Genomic DNA, 15861 nt, shown 5'->3' with positions numbered 1-15861 from the left:
GAATTATTTGAAAAGCAACTTAAATTTTGGAAACTGTAAAAACAGAAAAACAATATCTATCTAAGTATAAATCAACTAGTAAAAAAACCATGGCTATTTTAGGTTAATTACTAATTCTTTCAGCTATTTCTCTTCCAAAATTATTTGCCATTTCTACAGCTATTTCACTATTTGATCTTTTTGTTTTTGATTCGGTATTGGGTTTCATTAACCAAAATGTTCTTGAATCAATAAGTGTAGCTTCTTTTTGTTTGATCAACTCTTCAAGCAAACGTTGAGATCTTTTTGTAGAGCCACTACCTAAAGTGATTGCAACTACATGCTTTCCCTGTAAATAATCAATATTTTTTATATGGTCACGAATTGCTTTATCAGGGGCCCAATTATAAGTATTTGCACAGAATACATATAAATCAAAAAACTCTTTCTCAAAATTTTTGGCAGCAGCTACTGTTACCACTTTTGACCCCCACCCCTTCTCTGATAAGCCTTCTGCAAATGATTTGCTTACCTTTTCATCAAGATTATAAATCGGATCAGGGTCGTAAACGATAAGTGCCTTCTGATCACTACTAGCTGCTCCTACAATAGCAAACTTTTCTGGCCCTTTTTTACCCACAATGACAGTAAGCACTATCCAAACAATCAATGTTAACCCTAATACTACCAGAATATCCATCATCATCCTTTTTCTTCTTTTCATTATCAGTAATTATGTTTTTTAAAAAGATTAATACGGAACCAGTTCATATCCTGCATTCAGTAAGAGAACTCCTATTAAAAACAGTAGTACATATAACACTTGTACTAATTTTATATTGATAAATTCTAACCATTTTGCGGTTCCTTTCGGAAAGACAAATAGCAACAACCCCATACCTAATGAAGCCCAACCTATGGCTGTAATGATAAATTTCCAACTTGGTTCCCATATGTTATGAAAAAGGATGTTGAGTAATCCCACAATAATTGCTATAAACGAGATTATTATTACAAATTTTTGATCCTTCAGGTCCTCAAAAATCTGTTTAATCCTATTGGGGTTAAAGCTCAATATAAAGAAAAACATAATCAAATACCAACCCCAAAATTTTGCTAAAAATATAGATATGTCCATAATAAACTTTTATATGATCCATCTCAAATATAAAGACTACACTTCTCTTTTAATATGACCAATGTCATTAGAGCACTCTTTAAAACTCACTCATAAGTCCAGTGCTATGAAAGTATTTAAAGATTTCAGAATCTGACAATTATCATTGTGAGATAATATATATGTGATTATTTTTATTTCTCTGGAAAACCATGGTGATGAAATCAGAAATTGTAAAAAAAGAAACTAATTATTTTCAGCAGCTAACGTCTGTAGAAATCAATAATCAAATTTGGTTTATTGTTGATGAAGTAGTGAAAGTGCTAGAGTTAGGAAATCCAGATGAAGTATGGAGTACACTGGATATAGAAGAACGTTTTGCTACCGAAACATTCTATAATGGAACTCAAAAAAATGCGAACCTGATTTCTGAAAGTGGTTTATATTCTTTAATTTTTAAAAGTACCACAAACAGTGCTAAAAAATTTAGAAAATGGGTCACCAATCAGGTTTTACCGCTAATACGTGTTAGAGGATATTATACTACAAAGCGATTAGAAATACCCAATTTTGTAATCCGGTTTAATGATAATTGGGATCGCGTATCTTCTGGCTATTTTTCGGTATTAAGCGAACTTTTTATTAGGTTATATGGACGGTTTGAACAAGAAGGGTATATTTTACCCAACAAAGCTTTAGACGGTAAAGAAATAAGGCCTGATATTAGTGTTTCTATTCATTTTGAAAAACATCTTGAAGAAAATTATCCACAATATAACCGTGAATTTAAAACCTACCTTCATAGATTACCAAATGGTAAAGAAATAGAAGTGAAACAATACAGGAATCATTTGCTTCCCACATTTATAGATTTTGTCGACAAACATTGGTTACCCGAACATGCATATACCTATTTTAAAAGTCGTGATAAAGAAGCCTTAAAATACCTTCCAAAATTAATCGGATTAGAAACTTGATATCACACTCTTTATTTCGATTAAAAAAATACACAACAGTACAAATTCCCTAAATTATTGCTGAGGTATTTTATTATAACATTCATACCTTAGTTAATTATGATCGGTTATCTTTTAAAGGTCTATACGTGTGCCTCTTAAAAAAAGGAATTCTACAAACAATCATGTTTTCATTTTATAGAGATGTAAATCCTTTCCCCAATAATGTTCTTCGATATGGTACGTTTCTAGTCCAAATTTTGCATAAAATTGATACGCAAGCTGCGAAGTCCAAACTTCAATATTATGTATATCTGCGTCTTTGTCTATCTCTTCTAAGCAGTGTGAGATAATTTTTCTTCCTATCCCTTTACCTTTGAAATCTGGGTGAATAAAATCCCATGAAAGCCTTGCGGTAATATCATTACTTTTATGATAACCCCCGCAACCAATTACAGCATTTTTATTCTTAGCAAGAAAATATGTAGCACTGTGCAATTTTAAATACTCTGTAAAGTCGCTCCACTCTTCTTCTGCAAAATACTCAGGGACATTTAGAAAAAAAACATTCTTGATTTCTGATAACTGTTCTTCTTTATATCTAATAATTTCTTCTTCAATCATTTTAGAAAGGATTTAAAATTCTAATTCTTTGTGGCTCCCATTGCTCTACTAATGGAGTGTTCTTTTTATCATAAAAAGGCCATTGACTGTTCGAAACATAAAGATACCCCTTTTCTTTATAAAATTTACCGTTAGTAGGCTCTCCATTATGTGGCAATGCATTATCCAAGATTTCGACTTTAATTACTTTATTAGCATCTGTAGTAAGTTGTATTACCTTTTTAGGATTAGAATTATTTTGGATAGCAATTAATGTATTATCATTAATATAATTTAAACCGTCTATGCCTTTTAATAAATATGCTTTAGATTCATACCACATTCTATCTGAAAAATCTGCTAAACTCAATTTCATGATTCCTTTAATATAATCGGCTACATATATATGTTCATGCGTATTATCAAGAGTTATCCCTTGTAGATTAAATGCTTCGTTTACTTCAAAAGAATTTTCGAGCACTCCTTTATTGGCATCTATTACAAATATTTTTGGGGATACAGAATTAGTAGCATATATTTTATTGTTTTTAGCTAAAACCATACTCCCAATAACAGCTTCTTCTGGTATTTCTATTTTGGTCATTATGCTTCCGTTTTGGGTATCTATCTTATACACCAATGATTTGTTATTTTGTTCTTTGTCATATTTACTATAGTTTGGGAACATAGAGGATGATACCCAAATAGAATTCTCATCGATTCCTTTTATAATTGCAAAAGCAGCACCTGCAACAGATAGAAGTTCTTCAGATTCTTTAGTTTTTAGATTATATTTAATAATAAATCCATTTCTAACATCTGTTAAGTAAGCCATACTATCTATCACTGCTACGTCTTCGACATGGTATTTGTTTGATATTTCAAAAAGAATAGAACTTGATTCTTTTTGAGTTGAAAAAAAGGAAGCTTTTTTCTTTAAACCATTTGCAAACCTCTTCTCTGCTAAAAGAAATTTAAAATCTTCATCCTCAAATTTTAATTCTGAGTTCCAACTCAGCAAAGTACTCAAAAGTTCAAAAGCTTGTTCATCCTTACCATTAAGCGCATAAGAAGCCGCCAAATTAAACAATATGGTAGGCTGCGAAGGGTGTAACTCTAAAGCTTTTAAATTAAGTTTTTCGAAAGTTTCAAAGTTTTTATTCTTATACGCTTCGATACTCTTTTTGTAGAGTTCATTTATGCTTTGTGTATAGCCCGTTAAAGTTACCAAAAGAAGAATTATGAGTATTTTAAATTTCATGATCGTTATGTTTTTTTTTTGCAAAAACACTTTCTATTAACTCTAGAAGTTATTTTTTGATAGTCTATACATCAAATATGATAAATTACTATGTAAAAAATTGAGCAAAAATATCATGAAATAGGTCATAAATATCATTTTTTTGACAATTTGGTAAATGTTTCGTTTACTTACAGTCAGTTCTATACTTCGAAGTGTTTAAAAAATGATTTGATACTATGAATTAAAAGTTTAAATTATAAACAGCTTAATAAAACTACATACTTACTACCTAGATCCATTATTATGAAAATACTTATTGTTGATGATGAAGCTTTGGCCAGAAAGAGGATTTTAAAATTAATTATTGAAGCCAAAGTAACCGATTCTATTTTTGAAGCATCATCTGGTAAGGAAGCCATTCAATATATTCGTGAGTTAGAGCCCGATCTTGTTTTTTTAGATATACAAATGACAGATATGACTGGTTTTGATGTACTAAAAAAAGTGCATCCAGAATGTACTCCCACTATTATTTTTGTGACTGCTTTTGATAGCTTTGCAGTAAAAGCATTTGAGGTGCAGGCAATTGATTTTTTATTAAAGCCTTTTAAAAAAGATCGGTTTTTTGAAGCTTTACACAGAGGTATCAATCGTATTAAAATAAATGAAAAAGAAATCTTTTCTTCAAAAATGAGTAGCTTGATTCAATTTCTAAAAAATGAAGAAACAAACATATTAGAGGAGCGTAACACTTATTTAGAGCGAATTGTTTTAAAACTAGGAAAGAAGTATTATTTTGTTGAGACTAGCGATGTAAAATACATCATTTCATCTGCATATTATGCCGAGATTTTCACATATTCGGGTCAAAAGCATGTATATCGTATTTCTATGAGTGATTTTATTAAAAAATTAGATCCAAAAGAATTTATTCGTATAAACAGGTCAACTATCGTTAGATTAAAAGAAATTAAAGAGGTTATAGGAGAAGGTATGGGGGATTATAGTATTACCATGAATGATGAAAAATCGTTCTCTTTAACAAAAACGTACAAAACATCTTTTTTAAAGAAAATTGACATTAAGAATTCTTAAAATGCTAGATAAAAAACTTTTTAGATTTATAGTTCTCTTTTATATTTTAGCATGTCTTTTTGGTCTTGTCAATGCTCTTTTTCAAAAAATAAGCGGAGTTTCATTTAAATCATTTACCTGGATTGGGCTTATCATGAATTATTTATTTAATTATGGTACTAAGTTCATATTTATCATACTATCGATCATATTTACGAGAGTATATATTATGCGTAAATTCTCTCTACCCATTAGTATTATTATTCATACTTTAATTTCAGTTTTATTATCACTCTATAGCTCTGTTTTGCTACTAGGATATGAGAAATATGTTCTTGGATATACCGATGTTATTGATATTAAATTAATTTTATTAAGGTTAGCTTATAGTTCAAACTTTAACTTTTTTGTCTATTTCACGCTAATCACCATTCTATATGCCTATTATTATTTTAAAAAACAAAAAGATCAGGAAATAAAAGAATCTAATTTAAAAACACAATTACTGGATTCAAAAATTAAAATCTTACAATCACAGCTACAGCCACATTTTCTATTTAACGCATTAAATGACATCTCTTCCTTAATGGATATTGATATTGAAAAATCGCAAGATGCATTAGCCGATTTAAGTGAAATGTTAAGAAAAACACTAAGTATCAAAGATGTAAAATATATTACTTTAGAAGAAGAGTTATCAATTTTAAACAAATATTTAGGTATTGAAAAACTACGATTTGGAGAAAAATTAAATTTTAAGATTGATATTGCCGATTTTATGCTATTCGAAAAAGTACCACCACTTATCTTACAACCAATTGTAGAAAATTCTATAAAACATGGTTTTTCGTATACTCATGATACCATTATAATTGCTATAAAAATTTTCATGCTCTATGATGATATTGTTTTTGAAATAACTAATAATGGAGCACAATTACAGCAAGAAAAAATTGTTTTCGGTAATGGTATCAGTAATGTTTTAGAACGAATAGACACCTTATATCAAGGTAATTATTCATTTGATATTAGAAATAATAAAAATTCTGGAGTGATCAATAGTATAAAAATACCGAGAATCTTTGAACAAGGTAAGCACTCTTAACGCTTTACAATACAAATAACTACTTCAAAAACAGCGATTCTACAATTACTTTGGCCGCCACTTTACTACCAGATAATGAAGGGTGAAATTGATCTGGACTGTAATATGAAAAATCGTTGGTCTCATCAAAATGTTGTTTCCATACTTTTCCTACAGGACATAATATTGCTTTATTTTTGATCGCTGCGTCTGTATAGTTTTTAATAACACCATCAAAAGTATGGTAGTATATTCTTGATGGCCATACCATAAAATAAGCCAGTTTTGCACCATTTGCAATACATAAGTTACTATATTCTTTTCCAGAATTAAGAAGCATCTCTCTCCCATCGGTTTGGGACGAAGGCCCCTGCTGTACAATCACAAAATCATATTTCTTTGTTTTAATCAGACGTTGAACCTCTTTATCTGTCCAATGATCTACAATAGCATAATTAGGCTTAGCCAACATGGTAGTCGTAATCATAATCCCTTTTCTTTTTGCTTCTTGTGTTACTAATCTGGGCAAATTATTACTATACGTCAAACTATTACCTACAAACAAAAGATCATATTCTTCGTGCGATATATCATTACCACCATCTTGCTGATCAGAAGTTCTAATATCTGATTCTTGAGTAACATGGCTCGATGAGCAAGATATACATATTATGCATGATCCTATAAATATTATAACCAATCTGCTAATCATTGTGTTTTATATAGATACAAATGAGTATCTAAGTTTAAGCAAATATTCTGATTTTAGAGATGAATGATATTGATAATATATTTTTTGATAAGAATACACTAAAAGTAGATATCTATTATTTCTAAAATCACTCAATTCCCAATACCTCATCCAATTTCTAATGAGTTATAACATAACATGATACCCCATAACAAATTGCAATAATCTTTTTACATATAAGATCTATACATTTGGATTTCAAACTTAAACTCACAATACAATATGAAAAGATCATTTTTAAAAAAGAAATCAAAATCATGGGCTGTGCCTGTATGTGTTCTTGTATCCATTTTTATGTTTTTTGCTTGTCAGCATGAAGATGGTGATGAACAAAGAATTGAATCTATCGACCAAGAAGAGGACGCTACATATTCTATGGCTAAGATTTTAATTTCTAACGGAACAGAAGTAGACTTTTTTGCAGTTAAAGGAGAAAAAGGCATCGGTATTGATGAATATACCCGTTCAGAAAATTCTTTGATTAAAATGGATGATAATGAATCCTTTTTGGAGTTATATCTAAAAATAGCTCCGAAAAATGCCGAAATTCCTTATAAATTAATTGAAGATTATGGTGAAGGCGCTCAAAAACTAATCTCTGGAAGAAAAATTACTAACAACATTGGTAAAACACTATCGGTAGACATGAAATCTGTTTCTTTTGAAATAGAAACTAAAGAAAATACAGGTGAAACAAAAAGTAGTTGTTTTCTAGACTGTTATTCTTTATCAGGTAATTCTGGTGGCCCCTATAGAAAATGTAGTTGGAACAAAACTTCTAGTTTTGGGGTAAATGACGGAGGCCATAAAAGGCGTCATATGGAAGCATTAACCAAAGCATGTGATGGTAGATGGCAACACAAGTTACAGGTAAGACGTTTTAAACAGTGGAAGACTAAAATCACCAGAACTATTGAAAGTGGATGGACACGAAGAACAAAATATCGCGATATACGTAGGTCTCATAAAATACAAAGAAATACAAAAGGTAATGGACCCCACGATGCTGATGCTTCATCAAAATTCTGGTCTGGTAAATTCTAGGACACAAATTTTTAGCAGCTTAAATGTTTAATTATCTTAAAAACCGTAAAATGTAATTTTATTTTACGGTTTTTTTAAGTGTATTTTTCATTACTTCAATTGCAAATTGCATATCTGGTAGGGAATATACAAAGTAAAACGTTATAATTAATACTGCTAAGAAAGAGATTAACGTATCGAAACTTACTTTTTCAATACGTCTTTTTATCGAAAGCAAATCACTTAAGTATAATCTAATGATCTACAGATTAAAAGTTTTTAAAAAAGTTGCACATTTTCTAAGTTTTACCAAAGCTGCCAAAATGCTTTTTATCACACAACCTGCGATAACAAAACATATTAACGAATTAGAAAAACATTTTGGTAAAGCATTATTTAACAGACATGGTAACAAAATAAGTTTAACTCCAGAAGGAAAATTACTATTACAATATGCCAACAAAATATTGAGTTTATATAATCAACTAGAAGATGATTTTTTAGCTCTAAACAGTAAATTCCCAGATAAGATCACTATCGGAGCAAGTACCACAATTTCTCAATACATATTACCAAAAATATTATCAAAATTTAAAGCAAAATACAGCACTACCAACATCACTCTTCTCAATAATAATTCTGAACACATAGAATCATCAATTATTAATAAACAGGTAGATATTGGTTTTACAGAAGGAAATACTTCTAATCCACTTCTACATTATGAAACATTTGTGTTAGACGAAATTGTTTTGGTCACCAGTGCAGATAACACCGCATTAAAAAAGCAAGAAATTACTCTAAGAGAATTAAAACAACTACCATTAATATTGCGAGAAAAAGGTTCTGGCACCAGAAACATTATAAAAGATGCTCTGCAAAATGTAAATGTAGATATTAGCCAATTAACAATTGAGATGACCTTAGGAAGTACAGAAAGTATCAAAACATATTTAATGCACTCAGGCTCCTACTCTTTTCTATCTATTCATTGTATTACAGATGAGTTAATGAATAATAAATTAAAAATCATTGATATTACTTCTTTTACTATTAAGCGTGTTTTTCATATGGTGAATTTACATGGAGAATATTCGAATACTGTAGAAAAAACAAAGCGCTTCTTTGCTGCCCATTATAACCTAATGGAATAAGGGATTACAAATTGTAATGAAATTTATTCTGTGAAAACGTTCAAATTTGCATCTACGATCCAGTATTAACAAGACGTAGATGAATTTTTTAAAGAAAGAAAAGGCGATTCGACCAATCAGAATAATTATATTTTCTCTAATTATAATAGCATGTTTATCTTCAGTTATAAATAGTTCTGTAGCCTTATTATTAGGTTTTATATTTACCAATGTATTCGGGAATCGATTTCTTGTATTTAATAACAAAGCCATTAGCTTTTTACTACAACTTGCTATTATCGGAATTGGTTTTAACCTCAATATTCAAGAAACCCTCGTTATTGGCCAAAATGGTTTTATGTATATCATGTTCTTTGTGATTTTTGCTTTATGCATCGGTATTGTATTAGGGAAAACCTTTAAAGTCGAACAAAAAACAGCTCATCTAATTTCTTCTGGAACTGCTATCTGCGGTGGGAGTGCTATTGCTGCAATAGCATCTACAATAAATGCCCCAAAAGAAGATATTTCTATTGCTTTAAGTATAGTTTTTATCCTTAATGCAATAGCGTTATTAGTTTTTCCAACTCTAGGGCACATATTTAATTTATCTGAATATCAATTTGGTTTATGGAGCGCTATTGCCATTCATGATACCAGTTCTGTGGTTGGTGCTGCGCAAATCTACGGAGAAGAAGCCTTAAAAATAGCTACAATCATTAAGTTGGTTAAGACGTTGTGGATTGTCCCGGTAGCTATTTTTTCTTCTCTGCTATTCAAGGGTGAATTCCATTCAAAAAAAATACCCTGGTTTATAATAATCTTTGTTTTAACAATTATCATAAATAGTTATTCATCTATCTCTAGTACAATTACAAATTCGGTATATACGATTTCAAAATCAATATTTGTAGTAGTTCTCTTTCTTGTAGGAATGAATTTATCTATTTCTAAAATAAAAGTGGTTGGATGGAAACCCGCAGTTCTGGGAATATCGACATGGTTTATCATATCAACAATCTCGTTACTCATAATACTTAATTTATAAATGAATCAGAGAATAAGTAGGTATAGCGCATCTGATGCGTTTATTAAAAACCCTTTTTTATGTTCCCTTTTTAAGTATATACAGGCTCCATATATATCTGGAGAGGTATAGTAATCGTATCTGAATCCACTTAAAAATAAGTCGGTTGTTTTTTTGGGTTAGGTAGTATTTACTATTTATGGTAAGCTCTCTAAAGCTAATTTTAGAGAGCTTTTCTTTATTTTTCAAGATCAAGGTTACAATATTTTTGTTTTATATTCTTCAAAATATCTCTATCGTTCCAATGAGTTACAAAAACATTAATATTCACATTATCAGAAATATCTGTAATTATTCTTGTATTTTATGAAGAAACACTACGAGCAAAGTTTAAGGTATCTCAACTATGATACAAGGAAAATTATTTTTTTGAAGTCAATTCCAAACAGAAAATTACAAATCATTTTGTAACTTTAAGTAGAATTAACCAGTACGTATGTCTTTAACTTTACAAAAATTTGGGATTTCATCAGAAAAAACATTACTATTTCTTTTTATTCTAAAAAAAGATGGAGAAATAATTTCTTTCAATAATAGGTGCGAACTATTATTTCCTCTTGATAAAAATAAAATTGAAGGAAAATTCATTACCGATTTTATAATTGATAAAGATGTATCTGTATTTTTAAATTCGACATCTGGTTTATCTAATAGTAATCCACTTATCAATGTATCTTTAAGCTTTCCTACAGAAAATCAAGGAGTAGTCTCTATAAAATTTGATTTCAAACTACATAATGATTTAATTTATGCAACAGGAATAGATACTACAGAAGAATACAAAGAACATAGGGCATTATTAACCATTTCAAAATTAGCCAAAACAGGTGCCTGGTATTTTAATCCCAAGAATAATGAAATGTATTGGTCAGATGGATGTTACTTAATAAGCGAATTAAGTTCCTGTACTCCTATAACAAGAGAAAAAGAAATTAGTTTTTATCCCGAAGATGCCAGAGTGAGAATAAAAAGTTTCCTCGACAACCTTATCAAAGACAAGGAAACTTATGAGTATACAGAAAAAATTATTACCGAAAAAGGAAATGAGAAATGGATTAGAGTTGTAGGGCAACCTGTTATTTATAAAGATGAAGTCGTATACGTAAACGGAACTATCACAGACGTTACAGATCGGTACAATTACATTGAAAAGCTGAAATACAGTGAAGAAACCAAACATTTAGCTTTAAAAGGAATACAATCTGGATTGTTTGATTATCATGTTAAGAACAATGAAGTTTTTTATAGTTCGGATTTTAAAAAAATGTTGGGATTACCTTTGGATCAGGATTTTGTAGCAGAAGAAGAGTTTAGAAAAATGATACATCCAGATGATGTAGCAAAAATGCTTAAAAGGAGACATGATAACTTTAATCAAGAAGGTAATTACTATTATAATTATTATCGGCTTAAGCATATTAATGAAGGATATCGTCATTATGAGGTGTACGGTTTCAAAAGAAAAAACGCAAAGGGAGAAATAACCCGAATGATTGGTAATTTGATCGATGTTCATCAAAAAAAGATTAATGAAAAGACTATCGTAGAAAGTAAAAACCGATTACTAGCAATTGTTAATAACGGATTTGCATATACAATTCTGTTAGATACAAAAGGGATAATCCTAATGACTGATGAAAAATCGGTAAAAATTATAAAAAGAGACTTTAATGTAAATCCAAATCAAGTTTCTTGTCGTTTTATAGATGTTATGCCCCTTAATTTCAAGAATTCCTTTGCTCATGAATTTAATGAAGCTCTAAAAGGAAATATTGTAAAAAAAGAAATAGAGCGCATTACTCATAAGGGTGATTTACAATGGCTAGAAGCCAAATACACTCCTGTTTTTGATCATGAAAAGAAAGTAAACTCTGTTCTTGTTAGTTTTCTGGATATTACAGAACGAAAACTAGCAGAAATAGCAATTAAAGAATCACATATTAAAGAACAGGAGTTGAATAGTCTTAAATCAAATATATTATCCAATTTTAGCCATGAAATAAGAACTCCGCTAAATGGTATAATGACAGTAAGTAAACTCCTATTAGACGAGGAAAAACCTGATGAAAGAGAAAAACTTCTGGAGTATTTGGAAGAAAGTAAAAACAGACTGCTCGACACTATCAATAACTTATCTAATTTTAGCGAAATCGAAGCTATAAAAAAGAATATAAACGTACAAAAATTAGACATTAACTATACCATAGAAACTTCGTACAGAGAATATAAACATATGGCCGAAGCGAAGGAATTAACGTATCAATTAGAACTCGATCAAACCAGTCCACAGGTTAACATTGATAAAGATTTATTTAGGGCTGCGATAAATAATATTATCCATAATGCAATTAAATACACTAATAAAGGAAGCATAATTATTAAAGTTAATTCTCAAAATTCAAAAAATAATGTTTATATTTCAATAACTGATACTGGTATTGGAATAGATAACGAGAATCTTAAGAAAATTTTTGATCCTTTTATGCAAGAAAGTATTGGTATGAGTCGTAAATATGAAGGAACCGGTATCGGACTAAGCTTATCTAAGCGATATATTGAAATCCTGGAAGGGAAAATAAAAGTTAAAAGTAAAATAGGTAAGGGTACCGAATTTAATATTATAATTCCAAAATGCCTATGAATGTTCTCTACGTAGAAGATAATAAAATAAACGCAATGGTAATGGATAAAATGTTATCCAGAAATGATTCTAATGTTATTATTGCAGAAAATGGTTCACAAGCCCTTAAAGTTGTGAAGGAAGAAGTGCTGGATCTTATTCTGGTTGATATTAATCTTGGCCTTAATCAAATGGATGGCTGTGAATTACTTCAAAGATTTCGCAAACTGGATATCCTCAAAAACATTCCTGTTTTTGCAGTAACAGCTTATGCTATGCCTGGCGATGAGCAACGTTTTATTAATATCGGGTTTGATGATTACTTCTCTAAGCCTGTAAATTTTGACCAACTTTTATCGGTAATATCAAAAATAAGTACATCACAAACAACATAATTGTAGAAAGAATTATAAGAATCAAAAACTATAGTTTTTGATTATCTAACCTGGTTAAATCGTATCCCAAGTTGTTTTTCTAGTTCTCTTATAACCTGCACCTCTGATTTGGTTATTAGAGCTAAGGATAAACCTGTTTTTCCTGCTCTGGCTGTTCTACCACTTCTGTGTGTATAATATTCTATTTGATCCGGCAATTGATAATGAACAACAAAAGCTAGATTAGCAACATCGATACCTCTTGCTGCAACATCTGTAGATACTAGTAATTGTAACGTTTTTTTCCTAAACGCTCTCATTACTTTATCTCTATCTTTTTGTGTCATTTCTCCTTCGAGAAGGCCTACTTCATAATTTTTAGCTTTTAGTTGTTTATGAAGTACTCGGGCGGCAGCTTTAGTTTTTGTGAAAATAATTCCCCTACCCCCTTTTTGCGTTTTCAGAAAATACGCAAGCGTATCTAATTTATTAACCTCATCACCTACAACAAATTGATGTTGTATCCCTTTATTAACTGCATCATCTTTATCAATACTTATTTGTACTGCACTTTTACTAACATAAGAATTTATAATTTCGTTTAGAGAAGACGGCATCGTAGCAGAAAAAAGCCAAACATTTCTATTTCCTTTGGTTTTGGACAAAATTGTAGTTAGATCCTTCTTAAACCCCATACTTAACATTTCATCGGCCTCATCCATAACCAATGTCTTTATTTCAGAAATATCGACCGCTTTCCTATTCATCAAATCTATAAGTCTGCCTGGTGTTGCTACAATAATATGTGTAGGTCTTTTTAATCTCGAAAGTTGTTTTTCAATTTTTTCGCCACCATATACCGATTCGGTAAAAATCTTATCTGTATACTTAGTGAACTTAAAAAGTTGTTTTGCTATCTGTTGACCCAATTCGCGAGTAGGTGCCAAAACTAAAGCCTGAACATGTTTTTTAGAAGGGTTAATTCGGGATAATAATGGAATTCCAAAAGCTGCAGTTTTTCCAGTTCCGGTTTGAGCTTTCCCAATAAAATCGGTTTGCTGACTCATTAAAACAGGAATTGCCTGTTCTTGAATCTTTGTAGGATTTGTAATTCCCATCTCCTTAAGACCTTTATTAAGATCTTTGGGTACTCCTAACTCTAAAAACGTCATACATATTTGATTTAAGTTGCAAAAGTAATTGAATATCTATTCATAATTCAACTTAATCAAAAAATAACCAGCTTAATTGTTAAATCCTACTAACAAGCAATACTCATAAAATAATCAAAGAGTTGTTTTTTCATACTTAATCCCTTTTTATGAAAATGAGATTTATTCATGCAAAACCCACCAGAGCAGTTAAAATCAGACCCTTCGTCAGAGAATATGATATCTAACAAAACTACGTCATTAGCATGATCATGATCTGCATGATCATTTTCGGTTTCAACGACATTAAAATCGTAAGAAAAAACCTTCTTTTTAGAAAATACATGATTTTGGATTAAAATAGGCTGATCGGTAAGAAAAGAAAATATATTTTCCTGTTCGTGATTAGAATGATTGATGGTAGTACTAGATTGAGAATTAGCTAGATTAGCAATTAACAAAAAAACAAATATAAGAGGATAGCGTAAAAGTTTATTCATACAGTTGATATTTAAGGGACCATGAGTAATTATAACTGAATTCAAAACAATAATATTAAGTAATTTCCTACAACATTAATTTTAAATTCATCGGCAAAATACATATATGTTCGCTTAAAAGCAACAAAAACTAAACTTTTAACATTTACAAAAGAAGGTAATACCGTTAAATCATAAGTAAAACCTACCTGATAGCTCCATAGCTCTATGCTAAAATAATTTGAGATCGTCTGATAAATGGTTTGGCAAACCTAATTGTGTTCCTAAATGATCATTTAATTCTTTAATGAAGTACTTAGACAGTAAGGGGGATTCTACCTCCAAATTTTGATGTACAAAAAAGTGTATATGGTTAATCCCTTCATCTTTCCAGGTAGAAAGCCGCTTTATCCAGTCATCTAGCCTTGTATAATCTGTTTTGTGATTTGCTCCAACATATCTCACAAAAGCTTCATCATTGGTTAAACGCATATGAAGTAAATCTCTTCTACCCGCCGTATCTGTAATGATATTCGATATATTATTACTTTCAAGAAGGCTATATAATTCACCAGCTACCGTTACATCATTAAACCAATCTGTATGCCTAAATTCTACGGCCAAACGTATTTCTTTAGGCCATTTTTCTATAAATCGAATAACTCTATCAAAATTTTTAGGAGCAAAATTACCATGCATTTGTAAAAATATGGTTCCTAACTTTTCTTTTAAGTGAATTGCATTAGATAAATATTCATCTACATAAGGCGCTACATCTTCATTTAATCTTTTTAGATGAGAAATATTCTGTACGAGTTTTGGAAAAAATTTAAATCCTTCTGGAGTTTTATCGTACCATTTTTTAAACTGATCTTCAGGAAAAATCCTATAAAATGTAGCATTCAATTCAATACTATTAAACTGTCTCGAATAATACTCTAGTTCATCCTTTGTTCCTCTGGGGTAAAATCCTTTTAAATCTTGCCTGTTCCACTTGGCACAACCAACATAAGTTGATAAACTTCCTTTTGCTGTAGTATTTAAAACTCTTACCGTATCCTTATGATCATCTGGTAAGCTAAAATCTATGATATCAGGGTGTTCTACTTTGCCAAATTTCATGCATTTGCTTTTTTATATTTATGTGATGAAAATTAATTAAAAAAATAAGATTCTGAACAATTACT

The 15861-nt window shown here is 30.2% G+C and carries 16 protein-coding genes; 8 read left to right on the top strand and 8 right to left on the bottom strand.

Annotated features, from left to right (window positions below):
- Positions 1-103: 103 nt before the first annotated feature.
- Entirely contained in the window at positions 104-703 is a 600-nt protein-coding gene (locus tag NNL09_RS16890; protein ID WP_196910523.1) for a hypothetical protein, read from the bottom strand.
- Positions 704-730: 27 nt separating this feature from the next.
- The gene (locus NNL09_RS16885) at positions 731-1117 is read right to left on the bottom strand and encodes a hypothetical protein (RefSeq protein WP_025664910.1); all 387 of its coding nucleotides are present in this window, start codon (positions 1115-1117) and stop codon (positions 731-733) included.
- 197 nt (positions 1118-1314) lie between these two features.
- On the opposite strand from NNL09_RS16885, the gene NNL09_RS16880 reads away from it, so the two are divergent.
- Positions 1315-2073 carry a Bro-N domain-containing protein gene (locus NNL09_RS16880; RefSeq protein WP_196910524.1) on the top strand — a complete coding sequence of 253 codons (759 nt, stop codon included), beginning with the start codon at positions 1315-1317 and terminating at the stop codon, positions 2071-2073.
- Positions 2074-2235: 162 nt separating this feature from the next.
- On the opposite strand, the gene NNL09_RS16875 is transcribed toward NNL09_RS16880, so the two are convergent.
- Together NNL09_RS16875 and NNL09_RS16870 are read right to left on the bottom strand one after the other, a co-directional pair.
- On the bottom strand, positions 2236-2676 hold the full coding sequence (locus NNL09_RS16875) for a GNAT family N-acetyltransferase (RefSeq protein ID WP_196910525.1): 441 nt from the start codon (positions 2674-2676) through the stop codon (positions 2236-2238).
- A gap of 1 nt (position 2677) precedes the next feature.
- Positions 2678-3916 (bottom strand): hypothetical protein, encoded by a 1239-nt coding sequence (locus NNL09_RS16870; protein ID WP_196910526.1) that lies wholly within the window; start codon positions 3914-3916, stop codon positions 2678-2680.
- Positions 3917-4201: 285 nt separating this feature from the next.
- Between NNL09_RS16870 and NNL09_RS16865 the strand changes: the two genes are divergently transcribed.
- A complete protein-coding gene (locus NNL09_RS16865) occupies positions 4202-4993 on the top strand; it encodes a LytTR family DNA-binding domain-containing protein (protein WP_196910527.1) in 792 nt (263 codons plus the stop codon).
- Position 4994: 1 nt separating this feature from the next.
- A complete protein-coding gene (locus tag NNL09_RS16860; protein ID WP_196910528.1) occupies positions 4995-6077 on the top strand; it encodes a sensor histidine kinase in 1083 nt (360 codons plus the stop codon).
- A gap of 19 nt (positions 6078-6096) precedes the next feature.
- Here the strand turns inward: NNL09_RS16860 and NNL09_RS16855 are convergent, their stop codons facing one another.
- Positions 6097-6768, bottom strand: a complete 672-nt coding sequence (locus NNL09_RS16855) for an SGNH/GDSL hydrolase family protein (RefSeq protein WP_196910529.1) — start codon at positions 6766-6768, stop codon at positions 6097-6099.
- Between the two features lie 261 nt (positions 6769-7029).
- On the opposite strand from NNL09_RS16855, the gene NNL09_RS16850 reads away from it, so the two are divergent.
- From NNL09_RS16850 to NNL09_RS16830, 5 genes are all read left to right on the top strand, one after another.
- Positions 7030-7851, top strand: coding sequence for a hypothetical protein (locus tag NNL09_RS16850; RefSeq protein WP_196910530.1), 822 nt, complete (start codon positions 7030-7032; stop codon positions 7849-7851).
- 236 nt (positions 7852-8087) lie between these two features.
- On the top strand, positions 8088-8984 hold the full coding sequence (locus NNL09_RS16845) for a LysR family transcriptional regulator (protein ID WP_196910531.1): 897 nt from the start codon (positions 8088-8090) through the stop codon (positions 8982-8984).
- A gap of 79 nt (positions 8985-9063) precedes the next feature.
- Entirely contained in the window at positions 9064-10011 is a 948-nt protein-coding gene (locus NNL09_RS16840; RefSeq protein WP_196910532.1) for a YeiH family protein, read from the top strand.
- A gap of 475 nt (positions 10012-10486) precedes the next feature.
- A complete protein-coding gene (locus NNL09_RS16835; protein ID WP_196910533.1) occupies positions 10487-12691 on the top strand; it encodes a PAS domain-containing sensor histidine kinase in 2205 nt (734 codons plus the stop codon).
- The gene (locus tag NNL09_RS16830) at positions 12688-13065 is read left to right on the top strand and encodes a response regulator (RefSeq protein WP_025664899.1); all 378 of its coding nucleotides are present in this window, start codon (positions 12688-12690) and stop codon (positions 13063-13065) included. The genes NNL09_RS16835 and NNL09_RS16830 overlap by 4 nt, the downstream gene beginning before the upstream one ends.
- Positions 13066-13106: 41 nt before the next feature.
- On the opposite strand, the gene NNL09_RS16825 is transcribed toward NNL09_RS16830, so the two are convergent.
- From NNL09_RS16825 to NNL09_RS16815, 3 genes are all read right to left on the bottom strand, one after another.
- Entirely contained in the window at positions 13107-14216 is a 1110-nt protein-coding gene (locus NNL09_RS16825) for a DEAD/DEAH box helicase (RefSeq protein WP_196910534.1), read from the bottom strand.
- A gap of 89 nt (positions 14217-14305) precedes the next feature.
- A complete protein-coding gene (locus tag NNL09_RS16820; RefSeq protein WP_025664897.1) occupies positions 14306-14695 on the bottom strand; it encodes a hypothetical protein in 390 nt (129 codons plus the stop codon).
- Positions 14696-14905: 210 nt separating this feature from the next.
- Positions 14906-15796, bottom strand: a complete 891-nt coding sequence (locus NNL09_RS16815; protein ID WP_196910535.1) for a DUF72 domain-containing protein — start codon at positions 15794-15796, stop codon at positions 14906-14908.
- Between the last annotated feature and the right edge of the window lie 65 nt (positions 15797-15861).

The sequence above is a fragment of the Aquimarina sp. EL_43 genome, assembly GCF_943422735.1.
Classification (GTDB): domain Bacteria; phylum Bacteroidota; class Bacteroidia; order Flavobacteriales; family Flavobacteriaceae; genus Aquimarina; species Aquimarina megaterium.
The sequence above is the reverse complement of the archived record's forward strand: the minus strand, read 5'-3'. Positions and strand labels throughout refer to the sequence as shown.